We start from the raw sequence: 18,176 nt of genomic DNA, 5'->3' as shown, positions 1-18,176 counted from the left end.
ACTATAATCAGGCCGCTGAGACATCTCCGGCAAATCGACAATCTGAATTTTATCGCTGCAGCTGTCGAAGCCGACCGTCTCCAGGCCCCGGATGCTCTGCCGGCGGGGAACGGCACCTTGACGGGATATGTCAGGGCTGACAATCTTTTCTCGGGTCTTCCCACGCTGGGCAATCTCCAAATCACGGCCAATTTCGATAATGGCACGGTCAAAACAAAGGCAAGAGCTTTTTCCGGCCTTGCCACCAGTGGTACGGGGGCGTCGACTTTGCATGGCACAAATGTGAATGGAAAGCTGCGTGGTAGAGGAACGATCACTGCAACCGCGATTGAAAGCGCCCTGGCTGGGGACCTTACACTGGTCGGTACGAGCGTCACCACCACAGTCGACGGGGCCATTGCAGGTAACGTGTACCTTAACGATGGGGATTTGCTGGTACACGGAGACCTGACAGGAACCCTTTCCAGATCCGGAGAAAGTGATAGCAATATCGAAGGTGGGGCGTTTTACGCTGTCGAGAACTGAGTACGGAATCAGGATTTCAGGCGGCCACGCCGCCTGAAATCTTCTGTTTCTTCCCGACATCGGGACCTCGGGCGGCATGATTGATTTAGCTGCCGCCTGAGGTCCTTTTGTCTTTATCCCGCCCGTCTCCCCCCATGCCTTGGCCCGACACCCACGCGATGGCCGAACGCCTGAAGCTGATCAGCACCGAAGTCGCGCCCGGCACCCACGCAATCCTGATCGTCGATCAGGCCGGGGGGCACACGCCGCCGCCGGAGTCGCCTGAGTTGAACCCGGTCGAAAACCTCTGGCAGTACATCCGGGACAACGGGCTCTCAAACCGCGTCTTCGCAAGCTGCGACGATATCGTGAGCGCCAGCCGTTGACCGCCCGCCGGGCCGTCGCTAGGAAAGTCGCCATTCATCACCCATATCTTGTGCGCAACAGTGCACCTCGGAGGAATTCATGACCGTCCGCATCGGCATCAACGGCTTCGGCCGCATCGGCCGCCTCGTCTTTCGCGCCGCCATGGAAGCAGGCCGCAAGGACGTCGAGTTTGTCGCCATCAACGATCTCGGCTCGGCTGAGGCCAACGCCCGCCTGCTGAAATACGACAGCGTCCACGGCACCTATCCGGGCAAGGTTTCCTCGACCAGGAGCACGATCCGGGTCGGCGGCAAGAGTGTGAAGGTTCTGTCCGAGCGCAACCCGGCCGATCTGCCCTGGGGCGACCTCGGCGTTGACATCGTCATGGAGTGCACCGGCATCTTCGCCTCGAAGGACAAGGCCATGGCCCATATCGACGGGGGCGCGAGGAAGGTCATCGTGTCCGCCCCGGCATCGGGCGCCGATCTGACCGTTGTCTACGGCATCAACCACAGGAAGCTGCGCAAGTCGCACAAGGTCATCTCGAACGCCTCGTGCACGACCAACTGCCTGGCACCGGTCGCCGCGGTGCTCAACGACACCGTCGGGATCAGACACGGCTTCATGACCACCATCCACGCCTTCACCGGCGACCAGCGCACCGTCGACACGCTGCACCCGGATCCGCGCCGGGCGCGTGCCGCGTCGGTGTCGATGATCCCGACCTCGACCGGTGCGGCCAGGGCCGTCGGCCTCGTGCTGCCGGAACTCGAAGGCAAGCTCGACGGCACCTCGATCCGTGTGCCGACGCCCAATGTCAGCCTGATCGACTTCAAGTTCGAGGCCGCCAGGGACACCGCGCCCGAGGCGATCAACGAGGCCATGCAGAAGGCTGCTGCGGGCAAGCTCAAGGGCGTTCTGGCGGTCAACGACGAGCCGCTCGTTTCGTCCGACTTCAACCACAACCCGGCCAGCGCCACCTTCGACCTGACCGAGACCAAGGTGATCGACAAGCGGCTCGTTCGCGTGCTCGCCTGGTACGACAACGAATGGGGCTTCTCGAACCGCATGAGCGACACGGCCGTCGCTTTCGGCAAGCTCCTCTAGGGCGCGCCGATGGCTGCGTTCCGGACGCTGGACGACCTTCCTGATGTCGCCGGCAGGCGGGTGCTTGTCCGCCTCGATCTCAACGTGCCCATGGCCGATGACGAGGTGACCGACACCACGCGGATCGAACGCGCCATGCCGACGGTGCGCGAATTGAGCGCTGCGGGTGCGCGCGTCGTGATTCTCTGCCACTTCGGCCGCCCCAAAGGCAAGGTCGTGCCGGAGATGTCGCTCGCACCTGTCGCGCGCGCGGTCTCGGAGACTGTTGATCGGCCCGTGGCCTTTGCCGCCGACAGCACGGGCCCCGAAGCCTCTGCCACCGTCGCGGCGCTGGGCGATGGCGACGTCGCCATGCTGGAGAACCTGCGCTTCGACCCCGGTGAGGAGGGCAACGACGCAGGCTTCGCCGACGCCCTGGCAGCCCATGGCGATCTCTACGTCAACGATGCGTTTTCGGCGGCACACCGGGCCCATGCTTCGGTCGTCGGCCTGCCCGCGCGCCTGCCATCGGCCGCCGGCCGGCTGATGCAGCAGGAGCTGGAAGCGCTCGGCCGTGCCCTGGGTTCGCCCGACCGCCCCATGGCCGCCGTGGTCGGCGGCGCGAAGGTCTCGACCAAGCTCGACCTGCTCGGCAATCTCGGCGGGAAGGTCGATGTGCTCGCTATCGGCGGCGGCATGGCGAACACCTTCCTCGCCGCCCGGGGCATCGAGGTCGGCGCATCGCTCTGTGAACACGACATGGCTGAAACCGCCCGGGACATCATGGCGAAGGCCGAGAGCGGCGGATGCACCGTCGTGCTGCCGACCGATGCCGTCGTCGCCGAACGCTTCGGGTCCGGCGCAGCGAGCGAGACGGTTCCCGTCGACGCGGTCCCCGCCGACCGCATGATCCTCGATATCGGCCCCGATAGCGCGGCGGCCCTTGCTGCCCGCCTCGGCGACTGCCGCACGCTCGTCTGGAACGGTCCGATGGGTGCGTTCGAGCGCGAAGGCTTCGACGGCGGCACCAACACGGTCGCGCGCGCCGCAGCGGAACTGACGGCATCCGGCGCCCTGCTTTCGGTCGCCGGTGGCGGCGACACGGTCGCCGCGCTCGCCCATGCCGGTGCCCTCGAAGGGTTCACCTATGTCTCGACGGCAGGCGGGGCCTTCCTCGCGTGGCTTGAGGGCAAGACCCTTCCCGGCGTCGCAGCCCTCGAATCCGCAGCCCGGAGCCTGTCCCGTTCGGATCGAATCGATCCGAACGGGTGAAGAGGCTCTGAGTCTTCAGGATGCAGAGCGGATCGCCCCTGGCTGGAACCGCCCCGCTACCCCTCCGAAACGGTGCTCACGGACGATCCCTCCCCGCCGGACCACGGTCCGCAAGCGATCAAGGCGGCGGGTTCACGGCTTCCGTCGCCACTTGCCATCCTCACCCTCCTCGAACGGCCAAACCAGGCCCTCCGGCGGTAGCAAGCGCTGGGGCGGCATCTCCTCCGTCAGACCGGTCCCGGGGAGGTTCGCTTTGTAGTTCGCTTTGTAGAGGTTCGCGCCGATGAGGTCCGCGCTGATGAGGTTCGCGCCGATGAGGTCCGCGCCGGAGAGGTCCGCGCCGGAGAGGTCAGCGTCGGAGAGGTCAGCGTCGGAGAGGTCCGCGCCGGAGAGGTCAGCGTCGGAGAGGTCCGCGCCGGAGAGGTCCGCGTCGGAGAGGTCCGCGCCGGAGAGGTCCGCGTCGGAGAGGTCCGCGCCGGAGAGATCGGGCTCCCAGGAAGCTTCGATGCCAGCCAACCCATCTTCATTGGACAGACGCTTTCGGCATTCCGACACCGCCCTTGCCGCCGCTTCGACATCCGTCCGGCACCCTTGGTCCGCGTGTTTCCAGTCTGTTGCATCGCCGGCGTGACCAACCGCCTTTGCCGCCGCGGGCTCGGTCGGGTGCCTCGCGAACGCGCAAAGCAGCTGCATGATCTGGACGTGATAGTCCTCGGGATGGTCTTGAGCCAGCCGCTCCAGTGCATGGATGCCGCCCAGACGGGTGGCCAGCGTGGCACTGCCCAGCATGTCCGCGCCCTTCTGATAGCGCTCGTTCCGAAGGCCGCGCTCGTCGTTGTCATCGTCGTCGGAAGTGTCCGCCTGCCTGCTGGCGATGTCCGCCTTCTCGTTAGCGGTTTCCGCCTTCTTGTTAGCGGTTTCCGCCTGCCTGTGAGCGATTTTCGCCTGCTCGTTAGCAATTTCCGCCTGCCTGTGAGCAGCTTCCACCTGCTCGTTAGCGGTTTCCGCCTGTCTGTGAGCAGCTTCCGCCTTCTCGTTGGCGGTTTCCGCCTGTCTGTGAGCGACGACACTCCGCCATACGGCCAGCGGCAGGCCGATGACAGCCGCAAGTACGAGCGCCAGGTTGCGCAGGGTCTCGCTGTTGGACGGGTCTTTTTCATGTGCCCAATCCCATAACCCGTACAGCGCCGCCGGAATGGCCAGCAACACCAGCAGCCAGCCCCAGCCCTGAAACTTCCCCCAAAGGTTCCGAAATCCCGTCATCCTGTCACCACCCCTCTCCGCCGGACCATGATCCGCTGCACAAGGCGCGACCGGCAGGGCACCTTGCGAAGACCATCCCCCGAAGGCTCAGGGGCCGGAAGGCGGAGCAGGTTGCTGTCATGGCAGCGCAATGGGGTGTTCGTTAGCGGCACGCCGTACCCCCGTGTATCGTCGCTTCGCTCATCAAACCGCGACCTCATGCCGTCATGCCGAATTGCCGTCGCACCTCGCCGGTGCCGACGAATTGCGAGAGCAGCCGGTAGTTCTGCTGCTTGTACCGGACCTTGCCCGCGACAATCGCTGGATGAATCTCAAGCGCATTGGCCAGATTCATGACGGCCATAGGCGTCGGATGATCCTTCACGGCGCTCGCCTCCCATGCCGCCTTCGGTATGAGGGCCTCTTCCGCCCAATCGTCCGCCTCCCTCTCTCTCGGATCTTCCCGTTCCCCTTCCACCTTGCGGAGGGTCATGTCATCGACGAAGGCATTGCCTTTGTCGGTGTCCAGGTGCCGGCCGACATGGGCCAGCTCGTGCAGCAGGCAGAACCAGAAATTGTCGATGCGGTCGTAGCGCAGGGTCAGCCCGACCACCGGCCGTCCATCGCCGAGCCGCAGGGCCGCTCCGTCGAGATATGTCTTTGGCAGATGCTGCACGATTACGAGTGGAATCCCGTGCCTGGCCAGAAATTCCCTGGCCAGTCGCGGGCCGTCCCCGGACCCGCTCAGCCGCGCCACCTTCCTGAGAAAGTCCAAAGTGACCGTGCCACGCTTGTAGTGCGCCTTCGGCCGGTCCTCGTTCGCCTTCGCCAGAACCTGCCAGCACCACGCCTTCAGTGCATAGGGATCCGTCTTGGCGTTCGCGCGTACGTGATCGTTCTTGCGGTAGAGCGCGGCACCCGCGACGTCCGGTCCGCCCGCTCGATCAATCAGGCCATGGATGATCTCCTCGGCGCTCCCCACGAGCTCTGGTCCGTCCGGAATCCAGCCCAGCTTCGCCATCTTCTTGACGGGAAACCGGTTCCATTCCATGTCGGCAAAGGGATCGTCGAGTGCGCCTCCCGGCTCGCGCAGCAGGACGTCCGCGGGAATCCCGAGATGCCGGTGGAGAGCGCGCGCCATCGGCATGGTGATCGCGCGCTTGCCGGAGAGAACCTCCGAGACCTTGGCGCGGCTTCCGATGAACGGGATCAGATCGCGCGGGCTCAGCTTCCCCTGATCCATGCGGAACGCGATCGCCGCCACCGGGCCGGGATAACCCATCGGCTCGCGCCTGCTCTCGTAGAGCTCGACGAGATCGGCCAGAATGTCGAGCTCGTCGAACTCGGCGCCGCCGGGCTCCGCGTCCATCAGCGCGTCAATCCGTGCAAGCGCGGCTTCGTAATCCTTCCCGGTCCGAATCGGCCTGATCCTGCTATTGGTCATCTCACACCTCCTCGACGTCTGTGGCGTCATACTCGGCATGGGTGCCGACGAAACGTATGTAGACGATGCGCGCCGGATAGTTGATCCTCACCACGAGCCGATAGTCATTGCCCTTGATGTTGAAGACCACCCGGGTGCCGCCAACGATACTGGCGCTGCGGTACTTCTCCTTCACCTTCGCCGGCGTATCCCAGTCCTCCTTCAGAACCTCGCGATACCAGGCGAGCAGAGGCTCCTCGGCATTGGCATGCCGCTCCCAGAACTTCCGGAGTGTCCTCTTGGCGATGATCCGCATGACTGGATATAAACTGTTCCCAAAACGATTGCAAGTACGACGCTCCCGAAAATCACAAGATTACACAGACCTCCGGTCACCGTCAGTCAACCAGACCCTGGAGCGGAATCGATTTCATCGGGATGATATCCTGCGGCGGCCAGGACGTTCGTGTCGTGCTGTGGCGTGAAGCTACGGAAAGACAATCCCGACCGAGCTGTCCGCCTTGAGCGCCCGGGCGGTCCCCGCCCCGGGCCCGTGCGACAGAACGAGCGCAGTAACGAGCGCGGTGTTATCGTTCCGCATGCCGTCGATCACGATGTTGGCGGCGGCCTTGCAGGGCACGAACCGATGTTTGCATGACCGGTGTTTGCATGGGAAGCATGGCCTCTCTCCCTCGCCAGACCGAAGGCAATCTGTTGAATTTGCCGAACAGGAGATCGGCGATCGCCGTCGACTCGCTTACCCTGGCCCGATGCGCAGCCGAGACCGCTGTCCGCATGGGGCGCCCCATCCTTCTCGTCACGGCTCCCGAGGCATGCGCCAGACTCGGACCTGCCTATCTCCTCGCGATGATGCGCCAGGCCGGTGCCGACGGGGACATCGTTGCCGCGCTGATCGACTGCGGACCCGACGCCGGTTATGCCATGCTGGCGCTGCGGGTCGGATGGCGCGATCTCCACCTGACCGGCAGCGCGGACACGCTCGACCGGGTCGCCGCGATGGCGGAGGCCGTCGGCGGCACCCTTCACCGTTCGCTGCCCGAGGCGTTCGATCTCTCGACCGGCGGGCCTGTGGATCAACGGCTCGAACGCTGGCTCGCCGAGTCCTCCGGCAATTGATCGTCATCGTCGATCAGGCTAAGCAACGACGAACGCACATCGGAACGAGGCTAGGCACAGGCAATGAAGATCACTCGGCGCGTGAAACGGATTCTCTCCCATTACGAGGGCGAACCACCGGGTGTGAAGGCCAATCTGGCCCGTATTCTGATGCACGGCCGCCTGGGCGGCAGCGGTCGCGTCGTTATCCTGCCGGTCGATCAGGGTTGGGAGCATGGGCCCGCCCGCAGCTTTGCCAGGAACACGCCGGCCTATGACCCGCACTACCACTTCCAGCTCGCGATCGACGCAGGCCTCAACGCCTATGCCGCGCCGTTGGGCTTTCTCGAGGCTGGTGCCGACACCTTTGCAGGCGCGATCCCGCTGATCCTGAAGGCCAACAACGCGAACAGCCACGCCACAACCAAGGACCAGGCCATCACCGCCTCGGTTGCCGATGCTCTGCGTCTTGGCTGCTCGGCCATCGGGTTCACCATGTATCCGGGGTCCGAGCATCAGTTCGAGATGGTCGAGGAGATCCGCGAGATGTCGCTTGAGGCCAAGGCCTGCGGCATCGCCACGGTCGTGTGGTCCTATCCGCGCGGCGGCAACCTCTCCAGGGAGGGTGAGACCGCCATCGACGTGACGGCCTATGCCGCCCATCTGGCTGCCCAGATCGGCGCCAGCATCATCAAGGTGAAGCCGCCGACAGACCACATCGAGCAGCCCGAGGCCAGGAAGGTCTACGAGAGCGAGGGCATCGACATCTCGACGCTCAAGGCGCGCATCGAGCACGTCATGCAGTCGGCCTTCAACGGCCGCCGCATCGTCGTCTTCTCCGGCGGTGCCGCGAAGGATCTCGACGGTGTCTTCGCCGAGATCTCCGAGATCGCCGCGGGCGGCGGTTCAGGCTCGATCATCGGACGCAACACCTTCCAGCGCCAGCCGGAAGATGCGCACGCCATGCTCGACCGCATCATCGGCATCTACCAGGGCAAGGCCTGACCCCCCGTCCGGCGACACACAGGTGTCCGGCGACACACAGGCGGCCTGCCGCCTCTATCTCGTCTCGCCCCCGGCGCTTGAACCTGCCGGTTTTGCCGACGCGCTGGCGGCGGCGCTGGATGCCGGTGATGTCGCCTGTTTCCTGCTGGCGCTCGAGGGCGCGGACGACGCCATGTGGCGAAGCGCCTGTGAGCGCCTCGTCCCGGTCGCCCGGTCGCGCGACGTCGCCTTCCTGCTGAAGGACAGGCTGGCGCTTGTTCGCGAAACCGGTGCCGACGGCAGCCACATCGACGGCGATCCCGGCGACGCCCGTGAGCAGTTGCCCGAGGATGCGATCCTCGGCGCAGGCTGCGGCCTTTCCCGTCACGCCGCCATGATCGCGGGCGAAGCCGGGGCCGACTATGTCGCCTTCGGCCCCTGGGGAACGGAATGCGCCGACCATCTCACCTGGTGGCAGGCCGTGATGGAGCCGCCCTGTGTGGCCTGGCCGGCACCTGCAGCGGATGCGGCCGGCGCCGGGGCCGATTTTGTCGTGCCCGACACCCTGTTCTGGCCCGATCCGGTCGCCGTTCAGGCGCAGGTTCGCGAGGCGGCGGCTGCCGTTGCCAAGGCCGGGACGCGCTGATAGCTTCCGCCGCCGAACAATCCCGCATTTCAGGTCACTCCCATGAAGATCGACGGCAACGCGATCCGCCCCGGCATGGTCATTGAACACAAGGACCGGCTGCTTGTGGCGACCAGGATCCAGCACACCCAGCCCGGCAAGGGTGGCGCCTATCTCCAGGTCGAGCTGAAGGACATCCGCGACGGCACAAAACTCAACGAGCGCTTCCGTTCGTCGGAGACCGTCGAGCGCGTGCGCCTCTACGACAGGGAGTACCAGTTCCTCTTTGCCGACGACGACAATTTCACCTTCATGGACACCGAGACTTACGAGCAGATCATGATCAGCCGCGACATGATCGGCGACAAGGCGCCGTTCCTGCAGGACGGCATGATGGTCACCGTGCAGTCCTGGGAAGACGAGCCCCTGGGTGTCGCCCTGCCGGAAACCGTCGTGCAGACGGTCGAGGAGACCGAAGCGGTGGTGAAGGGTCAGACGGCGGCCTCGTCATACAAGCCCGCGATCCTCGACAACGGCCTTCGTGTCATGGTCCCCCCCCATATCGAGACCGGCACCCGGATCGTCGTCAGCACCGAGGACTCGACCTACCGCGAGCGCGCCAAAGACTGATTCCGTCTTGTCGCGCCGTTCCCCCCTCATCACCGTGATGGCCGCGGCCGCCGACAAGGCGTCGCGCGCGCTGATCCGCGACTTCAACGAGGTCGAGAACCTCCAGGTCTCCCGCAAGGGCACCGACGACTTCGTCACCGCCGCCGATCTCAAGGCCGGGAAGACACTCGTCGAAGAATTGTCGAAGGCACGGCCGGGCTTCGGTTTCATGACCGGGGAGTCGAAACCGATCCCCGCCAGGGATGGCCGCAGCCGCTTCATCGTCGACCCGCTCGACGGCACGCGGAACTTCATCCATTCGGTGCCGCAGGCCTGCATCTCGATCGCTGCCGAGCAGGACGGCGAGCTGGTCGCCGGGGTCATCTTCGATCCGCTTCGCGACGAACTCTTCTGGGCGGAGAAAGGCCATGGCGCCTGGGTCAACCAGCGCCGCCTTCGGGTCAGCCGGCGCGACAGGCTGAAGGACTGCCTGGTCGCGCACGGCCACGCCGCCGGGGAAAGCGAGGAGGATCGGGCCCGCTTCCTCGGGCAGATGGCGCGCGTTCTGCGCCAGACGCGCGATCTGCGCCATATGGGCGCGGCCGCGCTCAATCTGGCCTATGTCGCCGCCGGTCGGTTCGATGCCTTCTGGGAAGACGGCCTGAAGTCCTGGAACATCGCGGCGGGCATCGTCCTTGTGCGCGAAGCCGGCGGCTATGTCACCGACACGGACGGCGGCCCCGTCAGTCTGCGCAACGGCTCGGTCCTGGCGGCCAACCCGCATGTCCACAGCCGGATTCACAAGGCACTGGCCGGCCGTTGATCCCGGCTGTCGCATGAGACAGGCACATTGTTTGCACGGTTGCGGTTGTCTATGATGCCCCGAAACGCGCGGGGAAACCGATGAAACGACGCGAATCCGATTCGCTGAACCGATTCAGGCCGGTCTGGGCAGCATGTTGCAGTCCGGCATTTTGCCGTTCAGCAACTCTGTCGGCTGCCCTGTGCCTTGCAATTACCCTGTGCCTAATCCAGCCCGCCTCCGCCCAGACGGCCCAGCCTTCTGTCGGGGTCAACCTGGAGGTGCTCGATTCCCTGGGCCCCGCACCGTCGTTGCCCGAGCCCATGGCCGATACCATGTCATCCGACTCCGATACGTTCGACGAAATCGAGGCGCTGCTTGCGGAGCCGGTCGATCCGGACGCCACGACCGGGGACATGACGATCCTGTTCGAGGCCGACAGCAACGCCCTGACGGATGCCGACGAGGATATGCTGCGCGGCCTCGCGGGTCAGCTTGATGCCAATCGGGATCGGCGGCTCCAGCTCCGCGCCTACGCCTCCAGCGAGAATTCATCGGCCAGCGATGCCCGCCGGCTCGCGCTCTCCCGGGCCCTGGCCGTTCGCGCCTTCCTGATCGAGAACAACGTGCGCTCGACCCGTATCGACGTGCGCGCTCTGGGCGACAAGGCCGAGGGCGGCCCATTGGACCGGATCGATATCATTCCGGTCAACCGGTAAGCCTGGCGTGATCGGCAAAACCGGCGAGTCCCCATGACGCGGCCTCATCCCTACCTGATCCGGATGGCGCTGTTTCTGGTCGCGGTCGCCGCGGTCGGTGCCATGATCGCCGCGACGCTGCATGAGGCGTTCCGCGCCAACCCGTCCCTGAACGGGCTGATTCTCGGCGTTCTCTTTCTCGGCATCCTCTACATCTTCCGCCAGGTCCAGCTGCTCTATCGCGAGGTGGCCTGGATCGAGAGCTTCCGCGCGGCACGGCCCGGCGCTCCGGTGCCGGCACCGCCCCGTCTTCTCGCACCCATGGCCGCAATGCTCGGCGAACGCCGGCAGCAGGACCAGCTGCGGCTGTCGGCGCTCTCGACGCGGTCGATGCTCGACAGTATCGGCTCGCGTCTGGATGAGGCGCGTGACATCTCGCGCTACCTGATCGGTCTGCTCATCTTCCTCGGCCTGCTCGGCACCTTCTGGGGCCTGATCGAGACGATCGGCGCGGTCAGCGGCACCCTCGATGGCCTCAACGTCGGCGAGGGCCAGGATGTCGTCAGCCTGTTCGACACGCTGAAGGATGGCCTTGCCGCCCCCCTCTCCGGCATGGGGACCGCGTTCAGTTCCTCGCTCTTCGGCCTCGCCGGCTCGCTCGTGCTCGGGTTTCTCGACCTGCAATCGAGCCAGGCGCAGAACCGTTTCTACAACGAGCTTGAGGAATGGCTGTCTTCGGTCACGCGGCTTCATTCCGGAGGCGGCCTCTCGATCGAAGGCGAGCAGTCGGTCCCGGCCTATGTCAGCGCGCTCCTGGAGCAGACTGCCGACAGCCTCGACCGCCTGCAGCGCACGCTCGCGCGCAACGAGGAGATGCGGCGCGGTGCCGACCAGCAGATGGCCGCCCTGACCGACCGGCTGGCGACACTGACCGACCAGATGCACGCCGAGCAGCAACTCCTCCTCAAGCTCGTCGAGGGCCAGTCCGACCTCAAGCCGCTGATCGAGCGGCTGGCTGCCACGCAGGGAACCGGCGGAATGGATGAGGCGAGCCGCGCCCATCTGCGCAACCTTGATGTCGTCATGACGCGCCTTCTTGAGGAGACGGTTGCCGGCCGCGGTCAGCTCGCCGACGAACTCCGATCGGAGATCAAGCTCCTGGCGCGCACGATCGCGGCCACACGCGAGCCCGGACGCGGGACCTAGATCATGGCGATCCGGACCCGGCGGGCGGCGGGTGGCGCCGACACCTGGGCGGGCTTCGTCGATGCACTCTCGACGCTTCTCGTCGTGCTCATCTTTGCGCTGGTCGTCTTCATGCTCGCCCAGTTCTTCCAGGGCATCGCCCTGTCCGGCCGCGACGAGGCACTCGCACAACTCAAAAGCCGGGTTGCGGAACTGGCCGACATGCTGGCGCTCGAACGCGACACCAACGCCGGCATGCGCCTCGAGCTCGCCCAGCTCTCAGCCGCGCTGCAGCGTTCGACCGGCACCCGCGACGATGCCGAGCAGGCGCTGGCCCTGCTCAGCGCCGAACGCGACGGCCTTCTGGCCCGGCTCGACCTGCTGGAAGCCGACCTCGACCGCGCGCTCGAGGACGTCGCCGTCACCAAAGACACGCTCTCGCTCAAGCTTGCCGAAATCGCCAGCCTCCAGCGCGACATTGATGCCCTGAACGCCGTTCGCGAGAACCTGGAAGCCGAAGTCGGCCGCATGATTCTGGTGATCGAGGAAGCGCGGGCCACCGAGGCCGCGCTTGCCGAGGCCATGGCAAACCGCGATGAACTGGAGGCCGAACGCCTGCGGCAGCGCGACGAACTGGAGCGCCTGGCCATCCTGCTGCGTTCCTCGGAGGAGGCACAGGCTCGCACCGAAGCAGAACTCGAAAGCGCGCGCGACGAGACCTCGGACGCGTTGAGTCAGATCGACGGTCTTCTGGCCGGGATCGCCACCGAGCGCGACCGCTCCATGGCACTCGAGGCTGAGCTTTCGACGCAAGCCGAACGCACGCTCCTGGCCCAGCGCGAGATCGAGGACCGGGACATCAGGCTCACGGAACTCGCCCGAGCCGTCACCATGACCGAGGACGAGCGAGCTGCCGCCCGGGCCTCCGCCGACCGACGCCTCAATCAGATCGACCTGCTCAACCAGCAGCTCGATGCCCTGCGCAGCCAGATCGCGGCCCTGAACGAACTGCTGGATGCGGCCGAAGCCCAGGCCGAGGCCGATCAGGTGCAGATCGCCGATCTGGGATCGCGCCTCAACGCCGCGCTCGCCGCCAGGGTCCAGGAACTCTCCCGCTACCGCAGCGAGTTCTTCGAAAAGCTCCTCGAGGTGCTCGGCGACCGGGACGATGTCGTCATTGTCGGCGACCGCTTCGTCCTTCAGTCGGAGCTCCTGTTCGCAAGCGGCAGCGCCGAGATCTCCGACCAGGGCAGGCGCGAACTCGACACGATCGCGGCCCTGATCGCCGAACTCGCCGCCGACATCCCGTCCGATGTCGGCTGGATCCTCCGCGTCGACGGCCATACCGACAGCGTGCCGATCTCGACGGCCCGGTTCCCGACCAACTGGGAACTCTCGACCGCACGCGCGACCTCGGTTGTGCGCTATCTGGCCGCTCAGGGCGTGCCCGGGAATCGTCTTGCCGCCACCGGCTTCGGCGAGTTCCAGCCGATCGACGCCGGGAACAACGGGCGCAACCGGCGTATCGAGTTCAAGCTGACCGAACAGTGAGACCCGCATCATTGCGGCCCGCGTCATGACGTCGCTGACCGTCCGGACCGCCAGGCCCCGCGATGTCGAAACCGTCCCTTGTTTCGTCGCGGCACCGGAAGACCATGTCGGTGCACATGACGGGCTTGCCACCACCGTCGACGGTTTCCGCGAGGCGATGTTCGGCCCTCGCCCGGACGCGTGGCATGGCCTGCCTCAAGCCCGAGGTTGACCGCACCAACGACGACGCATCCGGCGACAACGCATCCGGGGTCTGCGAAAAGCCCGGCTGCACGAGGAACGGGGCCGACCCCCATGCTGCTGCGCGGCGAAGCTCTCGCCGCGCTTGCCGGCGGCGTCTGACCTCAGGCCCGCGCCGTCACGATCCACATCGCGGCCTCAAGATCGACACCGCTGCCGTCGTGCAGGCTGGCGATCGCGACGCGCACATCATCCTCGACGGCCGTCCGGGTCGCCTCATCGACATCGTTGAGCAGACGCGAGGCCGGCCCGAAGTGCGTGACGAAACGGGTCACCTCGTCGATCGTGCCCGGCTGCCGCATGGTCGTGTCATGGGCCGTGACCTCGATCTTGCTGAAGCCGGCGTCGTCCAGAATACCGCGTACCCGGTCGGGGTCGGCGAAGGCGAAAGGCCCCGGCGCATGCGGGTCCACCGGTTCGGGCGGCGGCACGTGGCGCAGGGCGATGTCGCGCGGCATCGTCACCCATTCGTTCCTTGCCAGCGGCGCCCAGCAGACAAAACCCAGCCTGCCGCCGGGCTTCAGGCCCTTGCGCATGTTCGCGAAGGCCGGTGCGGGATCCGGGAAGAACATCACACCGAAACGCGAGAACAGGAGGTCGGCAGCACCCTCTTCGAACAGACAGGTCGACGCATCGGCGTTGACGAACCCGGTGTTCCGGAGGCCCGCTGCGTCGGCACGTTCGGCCGCGCGCTGCAGCATCCGGGTCGAGATGTCGACACCCATAACCGAGCCGATCGGACCGACCCGCCGGGCCAGAGACAGCGTCGTCGCCCCGCAACCGCAGCCGATGTCGATGACACGTTCGCCGGGCCCCACGCCGACCGCATCCATGGCGGCATCGCTGAAGATCTCCAGAACCGGATCGAGCCGTTCCTGGGCTTCGACCCATTTGTCGCCGGTGTCGCCGTTCCAGTACGCGATCTGCTCACGATTGGGCCCCTGGGCGTCGAGCGCCTCGGTCATGGTCGATCCTCGTCGTTCATATCCTGGGGCCAGAGGGGATTCACGTCGTCATACGGAACCACGTTGTGGTTCCGTATGACGAACGGTCCGCACCGGAGCCCGGGGAACATTCGCACGATCAGCCGTCGATGGCATGGATCGGGCTGCTCCAGGCTTGGTGTCCGTCCTCGGTGGTCACGCAGATCCAGATTGGGTTGTCGCGCCCGGCTTCAAGCGGCACCGCGACATGGCCCCGGAAGGAAAGATGGGAATTGACGTCGGGCGCACGCACGATCCGCAGGCGTCGTTCGATGCCGCCGAGCTCGGAGACATGTTCGTCCAGGCCCAGATCGGCCACGGCGAGACCGACAACGCCGTTGCCGGTGTCGACCGTCAGCCGCGCGGCGGCGGCGTGATCGAGCGTGAGGTCGAAGCCCATCATGTTGCCCGCTGTCCGCGCGGCAAAGACGATCCGGGTATCGCCGTCCGGAGCGCACGGCAGTTCCGGGTTCCAGGCACAGACCGGCTGAAACGCCGTGATCGCCGCGCCATCGACGCGGGCTTCGCCCTGCCAGCGCGAACGGGAGCCTTTGCCCCGCCGCTCGGCGCCGCTCATGCGAACGAGAAGACGATTGCCGAGATCGTCCGGGCCGTAGGGCCGGAGCGTGGCGACGACCTCGGGACCGTTGCGCACCTCCACCTTTTCGATGGGCGATGCCGCCTCGATCGAAAACGACAGTCTCGCATCGCCAGAGCACCCGACGATTGCGCCCATCACGGCACGCTCCGCCGTCGCAGCCGTCGCGCCGTCGTCCACCGCCGGATCGGACGACCAGACCTTCATGCCGGACTCACATCGCAGTCCGACGTCGAGATGCATCCGGCTGCCCGTCGTCGCGAAATGCCGTCGTGCGCGCAGGCAATCGAAGACAGCGTCGCGCGTCAGCTCGGGCGCGAGCAGGCAGGTCAGCCCGCCATAAGCGGCGAACTCGGAGGCGCCGGGGTGGCTGGCACCGGGACGACCCTTGTGCCCGTCGCTGTTGGCGACCAAGCCGGGCGCACACCACGACGAACCGACGATGGCGGGCGCGCCACCGGTTGCGCACCGCCCATGGGCCGTGAGAACTCTGCCGCCCCTCTGGCGCACATCGGGCGCAGCGCTTGCCCGCTGCATCCCCCGTCCCCTACATTGCAGCGGTAGCGCCTGACTGTCGAAACTGGGTTCTGACGTTCGGGCTGTTCAAGTGCGCGGGAACGTCAGCCCACCGAACCCTTCGGATCGACATGAGGAGACGAGAGAATGACCGGCACCGGAACACGGGATGTGCGTGGCAGGACCCGCCACGGAATTGCGGGCGCAATCCTGGCAACGCTGATGCTGACCGGTCAGGCTGGGGCGCAGGTCGTCGGATGCAACTGGACGGAACCGGCGTTCTGGGGCGGCGCGGACCTGCCGACCGTGGAACGCTGCATCGCCGCCGGGGCCAACATCGGCGCGCAGGACAACGAATTCGGATTGACACCGCTGCACCGGGCGGCGGGTTTCGGCACAGTGGAGACCGTGCAGGCCCTGATCGCCGCCGGGGCCGACATTCATGCGCGGAGCGGAAACGGAGGGACACCGCTGCACTTGGCGACGGCTGTCGGCACAGCGGAGACCGTGGAAGCCCTGATCGCCGCCGGGGCCGACATCGAGGCGCGGACCGAACACGGATGGACACCGCTGCACCTGGCGGTGTGTTGCGGCGCAGCGGAGAGCGTGGAGGCCCTGATCGCCGCCGGGGCCGATATCGGGGCGCGGGACGAAGACGGCAGGTCCGCCGCTGATCTTGCCGAAGACAACGAAGCGGTGCGCAATCATGCCGTGTTCGAGACACTCGAAAAGGCGTCTGGGACGAGTTCGTCCAGGACAAGTTTTTTCGACCTCGTATTGATGGTTTTAGTTTTGGCGGTGGGCGCTGGTTTTGTCTGGGCTTGGCGCCGACAACGTTGCGGATGCAACTGGACGGAAGAGGCGTTCTGGGCCGGCGCGGACCTGCTGGCCGTGGAACGCTGCATCGCCGCCGGGGCCGATATCGGGGCGCAGGACGAATACGGATGGACACCGCTGCACTGGGCGGCGCGTGAAGGCACAGCGGCGAGCGTGGAGGCCCTGATCGACGCAGGGGCAGACATCGGCGTGCGGGCCGAAAACGGATTGACACCGCTGCACTACGCGGCGGTTGGCGGCAGGGCGGAGACCGTTGAGGCCCTGATCGACGCAGGGGCCGACATTGAAGCGCGCGCCGAAAATGGTTACACACCTCTGCACGGGGCGGCGCATGGCGGTACAGCGGAGCTCGTGGAGGCCCTGATCGCCGCCGGGGCCGACATCGAAGCGCGCACCGAACTCGGAGAGACATCGCTGCACTGGGCGGCGACTTTAGGCACAGCGGAGACCGTGCAGGCCCTGATCGATGCAGGGGCCGACATCGGGGCGCGGACCGAAGACGGCAGGCTCGCTGCCGATCTTGCCGAAAACAACGAAGCGGTGCGCAATCATGACGTGTTCCGGACACTGAAAGAAGCGCGTCTCGACTGACCGGCGGGCGTCGATTCGATAAGGGGGGACCGACGGGTCCGGCATTCCGTTCCGGTGCCAGCGGGCGACGTCCGACACAACCACGTTTTCGCCAGGGTGGACTTCCCGTGCCGCCACGTCCGGTCCATCGAGCGCGGCGGACCGGACACAGGAATGCGTGGCGCGACGTCACACGATGCGCTATCGGAAAACATGAAACGATAGCCATTCTTCCAGGGGAGAAAACGCTATGGACACGCGGAAATTCGAGGCACGGACCAAAGGCGTCGGATCGACACCGCTGCACGAGGCGGCGCGTGGTGGCACAGCGGAGACCATGGAGGCCCTGATCGACGCAGGGGCCGATATCGCGGCGCGGGACGGATACGAATGGACACCGCTGTACGTGGCGGCGCGTTACGGCACAGCGGAGAGCGTGCAGACCCTGATCGACGCAGGGGCTGAGATCAAGGCGCAGGACAAAGACAGAATGACACCGCTGCACCGGGCGGCGGGTCTCGGCACAGCGGAGATCGTGCAGGCCCTGATCGACGCAGGGGCCGACATCAAGGCGCGGGCCAAAGGCGGATCGACACCGCTGCACTGGGCGGCGATTGGCGGCACAGCGGAGACCGTGCAGGCCCTGATCGACGCAGGGGCTGAGATCAAGGCGCAGGACAAAGACAGAATGACACCGCTGCACCGGGCGGCGGGTCTCGGCACAGCGGAGACCGTGAAGGCTCTGATCGACGCCGGGGCTGAGATTGAGGCGCGGACCAAAGGCGGATCGACACCGCTTTACCTGGCGGCGATTGGCAGCACAGCGGAGACCGTGCAGGCCCTGATCGACGCAGGGGCCGACATCAAGGCGCGGGCCAAAGGCGGATCGACACCGCTGCACTGGGCGGCGATTGGCGGCACAGCGGAGACCGTGCAGGCCCTGATCGACGCAGGGGCTGAGATCAAGGC

Annotated in this window: 20 protein-coding genes; 14 read left to right on the top strand and 6 right to left on the bottom strand. The window is 66.1% G+C overall.

The genetic code is table 11. The features are described from left to right. Positions 1-117: 117 nt before the first annotated feature. The 4 genes from GDA49_08785 (at position 118) to GDA49_08770 (ending at position 3,228) form a co-directional block, all read left to right on the top strand. Positions 118-525 (top strand): hypothetical protein, encoded by a 408-nt coding sequence (locus tag GDA49_08785; GenBank protein MBC6440483.1) that lies wholly within the window; start codon positions 118-120, stop codon positions 523-525. A 134-nt stretch (positions 526-659) separates the two neighbouring features. Beyond that, a complete protein-coding gene (locus GDA49_08780; protein ID MBC6440482.1) occupies positions 660-890 on the top strand; it encodes a transposase in 231 nt (76 codons plus the stop codon). A gap of 79 nt (positions 891-969) precedes the next feature. After that, positions 970-1,977: a type I glyceraldehyde-3-phosphate dehydrogenase gene (gene gap / locus GDA49_08775; GenBank protein ID MBC6440481.1), complete on the top strand. Its 1,008-nt coding sequence runs from the start codon at positions 970-972 to the stop codon at positions 1,975-1,977. 9 nt (positions 1,978-1,986) lie between these two features. After that, positions 1,987-3,228: a phosphoglycerate kinase gene (locus tag GDA49_08770; GenBank protein MBC6440480.1), complete on the top strand. Its 1,242-nt coding sequence runs from the start codon at positions 1,987-1,989 to the stop codon at positions 3,226-3,228. Between the two features lie 132 nt (positions 3,229-3,360). Here GDA49_08770 and GDA49_08765 read toward each other — a convergent pair whose 3' ends face one another. The 4 genes from GDA49_08765 to GDA49_08750 all read right to left on the bottom strand — a co-directional run bounded on the left by GDA49_08765 (position 3,361) and on the right by GDA49_08750 (position 6,533). Then, a complete protein-coding gene (locus GDA49_08765; protein ID MBC6440479.1) occupies positions 3,361-4,491 on the bottom strand; it encodes a pentapeptide repeat-containing protein in 1,131 nt (376 codons plus the stop codon). 196 nt (positions 4,492-4,687) lie between these two features. After that, positions 4,688-5,914 carry a transcriptional regulator gene (locus tag GDA49_08760; GenBank protein MBC6440478.1) on the bottom strand — a complete coding sequence of 409 codons (1,227 nt, stop codon included), beginning with the start codon at positions 5,912-5,914 and terminating at the stop codon, positions 4,688-4,690. 1 nt (position 5,915) lies between these two features. Further along, the gene (locus GDA49_08755; protein ID MBC6440477.1) at positions 5,916-6,209 is read right to left on the bottom strand and encodes a type II toxin-antitoxin system HigB family toxin; all 294 of its coding nucleotides are present in this window, start codon (positions 6,207-6,209) and stop codon (positions 5,916-5,918) included. Positions 6,210-6,380: 171 nt separating this feature from the next. After that, positions 6,381-6,533 carry a hypothetical protein gene (locus GDA49_08750; GenBank protein MBC6440476.1) on the bottom strand — a complete coding sequence of 51 codons (153 nt, stop codon included), beginning with the start codon at positions 6,531-6,533 and terminating at the stop codon, positions 6,381-6,383. 155 nt (positions 6,534-6,688) lie between these two features. Between GDA49_08750 and GDA49_08745 the strand changes: the two genes are divergently transcribed. The 8 genes from GDA49_08745 (at position 6,689) to GDA49_08710 (ending at position 13,463) form a co-directional block, all read left to right on the top strand. Beyond that, positions 6,689-7,030 carry a hypothetical protein gene (locus tag GDA49_08745; GenBank protein MBC6440475.1) on the top strand — a complete coding sequence of 114 codons (342 nt, stop codon included), beginning with the start codon at positions 6,689-6,691 and terminating at the stop codon, positions 7,028-7,030. Positions 7,031-7,093: 63 nt separating this feature from the next. After that, positions 7,094-8,014: a class I fructose-bisphosphate aldolase gene (locus tag GDA49_08740; GenBank protein ID MBC6440474.1), complete on the top strand. Its 921-nt coding sequence runs from the start codon at positions 7,094-7,096 to the stop codon at positions 8,012-8,014. After that, complete coding sequence (locus tag GDA49_08735) at positions 7,962-8,639, top strand: thiamine phosphate synthase (GenBank protein MBC6440473.1); 678 nt, start codon at positions 7,962-7,964, stop codon at positions 8,637-8,639. The genes GDA49_08740 and GDA49_08735 overlap by 53 nt, the downstream gene beginning before the upstream one ends. Before the next feature lie 42 nt (positions 8,640-8,681). Beyond that, positions 8,682-9,248, top strand: coding sequence for an elongation factor P (efp, locus tag GDA49_08730; GenBank protein ID MBC6440472.1), 567 nt, complete (start codon positions 8,682-8,684; stop codon positions 9,246-9,248). A gap of 7 nt (positions 9,249-9,255) precedes the next feature. Further along, positions 9,256-10,050 carry an inositol monophosphatase gene (locus tag GDA49_08725; protein ID MBC6440471.1) on the top strand — a complete coding sequence of 265 codons (795 nt, stop codon included), beginning with the start codon at positions 9,256-9,258 and terminating at the stop codon, positions 10,048-10,050. 260 nt (positions 10,051-10,310) lie between these two features. Then, a complete protein-coding gene (locus GDA49_08720; protein ID MBC6440470.1) occupies positions 10,311-10,748 on the top strand; it encodes an OmpA family protein in 438 nt (145 codons plus the stop codon). Positions 10,749-10,781: 33 nt separating this feature from the next. Then, a complete protein-coding gene (locus GDA49_08715) occupies positions 10,782-11,933 on the top strand; it encodes a flagellar motor protein MotA (protein MBC6440469.1) in 1,152 nt (383 codons plus the stop codon). A gap of 3 nt (positions 11,934-11,936) precedes the next feature. After that, positions 11,937-13,463: an OmpA family protein gene (locus GDA49_08710; GenBank protein MBC6440468.1), complete on the top strand. Its 1,527-nt coding sequence runs from the start codon at positions 11,937-11,939 to the stop codon at positions 13,461-13,463. Between the two features lie 344 nt (positions 13,464-13,807). Here GDA49_08710 and GDA49_08705 read toward each other — a convergent pair whose 3' ends face one another. Further along, on the bottom strand, positions 13,808-14,668 hold the full coding sequence (locus tag GDA49_08705; GenBank protein ID MBC6440467.1) for a methyltransferase domain-containing protein: 861 nt from the start codon (positions 14,666-14,668) through the stop codon (positions 13,808-13,810). Positions 14,669-14,786: 118 nt separating this feature from the next. Beyond that, positions 14,787-15,821, bottom strand: coding sequence for a DUF3604 domain-containing protein (locus GDA49_08700; GenBank protein ID MBC6440466.1), 1,035 nt, complete (start codon positions 15,819-15,821; stop codon positions 14,787-14,789). Between the two features lie 126 nt (positions 15,822-15,947). Here GDA49_08700 and GDA49_08695 point away from each other — a divergent pair, with 126 nt between their 5' ends. Both GDA49_08695 and GDA49_08690 read left to right on the top strand, forming a co-directional pair. Beyond that, positions 15,948-17,228 (top strand): ankyrin repeat domain-containing protein, encoded by a 1,281-nt coding sequence (locus GDA49_08695; protein MBC6440465.1) that lies wholly within the window; start codon positions 15,948-15,950, stop codon positions 17,226-17,228. Between the two features lie 229 nt (positions 17,229-17,457). Further along, positions 17,458-18,176, top strand: a 719-nt coding sequence (locus GDA49_08690) for an ankyrin repeat domain-containing protein (protein MBC6440464.1), incomplete at its 3' end; no start/stop codon positions are given.

The sequence above is a fragment of the Rhodospirillales bacterium genome, from assembly GCA_014323865.1.
In the GTDB taxonomy this organism is placed as follows: Bacteria; Pseudomonadota; Alphaproteobacteria; order SP197; family SP197; genus SP197.
The sequence above is the reverse complement of the archived record's forward strand: the minus strand, read 5'-3'. Positions and strand labels throughout refer to the sequence as shown.

Excerpts from the sequence above, each read along its gene's own strand:
- GDA49_08780 (MBC6440482.1), top strand. The coding sequence starts at position 660 with ATGCCTTGGCCCGACACCCACGCGATGGCCGAACGCCTGAAGCTGATC.
- gap (MBC6440481.1), top strand. The coding sequence starts at position 970 with ATGACCGTCCGCATCGGCATCAACGGCTTCGGCCGCATCGGCCGCCTC.
- GDA49_08770 (MBC6440480.1), top strand. The coding sequence starts at position 1,987 with ATGGCTGCGTTCCGGACGCTGGACGACCTTCCTGATGTCGCCGGCAGG.
- GDA49_08765 (MBC6440479.1), bottom strand. The coding sequence starts at position 4,491 with ATGACGGGATTTCGGAACCTTTGGGGGAAGTTTCAGGGCTGGGGCTGG.
- GDA49_08760 (MBC6440478.1), bottom strand. The coding sequence starts at position 5,914 with ATGACCAATAGCAGGATCAGGCCGATTCGGACCGGGAAGGATTACGAA.
- GDA49_08755 (MBC6440477.1), bottom strand. The coding sequence starts at position 6,209 with ATGCGGATCATCGCCAAGAGGACACTCCGGAAGTTCTGGGAGCGGCAT.
- GDA49_08745 (MBC6440475.1), top strand. The coding sequence starts at position 6,689 with ATGGGGCGCCCCATCCTTCTCGTCACGGCTCCCGAGGCATGCGCCAGA.
- GDA49_08740 (MBC6440474.1), top strand. The coding sequence starts at position 7,094 with ATGAAGATCACTCGGCGCGTGAAACGGATTCTCTCCCATTACGAGGGC.
- GDA49_08735 (MBC6440473.1), top strand. The coding sequence starts at position 7,962 with ATGCGCACGCCATGCTCGACCGCATCATCGGCATCTACCAGGGCAAGG.
- efp (MBC6440472.1), top strand. The coding sequence starts at position 8,682 with ATGAAGATCGACGGCAACGCGATCCGCCCCGGCATGGTCATTGAACAC.
- GDA49_08715 (MBC6440469.1), top strand. The coding sequence starts at position 10,782 with ATGACGCGGCCTCATCCCTACCTGATCCGGATGGCGCTGTTTCTGGTC.
- GDA49_08710 (MBC6440468.1), top strand. The coding sequence starts at position 11,937 with ATGGCGATCCGGACCCGGCGGGCGGCGGGTGGCGCCGACACCTGGGCG.
- GDA49_08705 (MBC6440467.1), bottom strand. The coding sequence starts at position 14,668 with ATGACCGAGGCGCTCGACGCCCAGGGGCCCAATCGTGAGCAGATCGCG.
- GDA49_08700 (MBC6440466.1), bottom strand. The coding sequence starts at position 15,821 with ATGCAGCGGGCAAGCGCTGCGCCCGATGTGCGCCAGAGGGGCGGCAGA.
- GDA49_08695 (MBC6440465.1), top strand. The coding sequence starts at position 15,948 with ATGACCGGCACCGGAACACGGGATGTGCGTGGCAGGACCCGCCACGGA.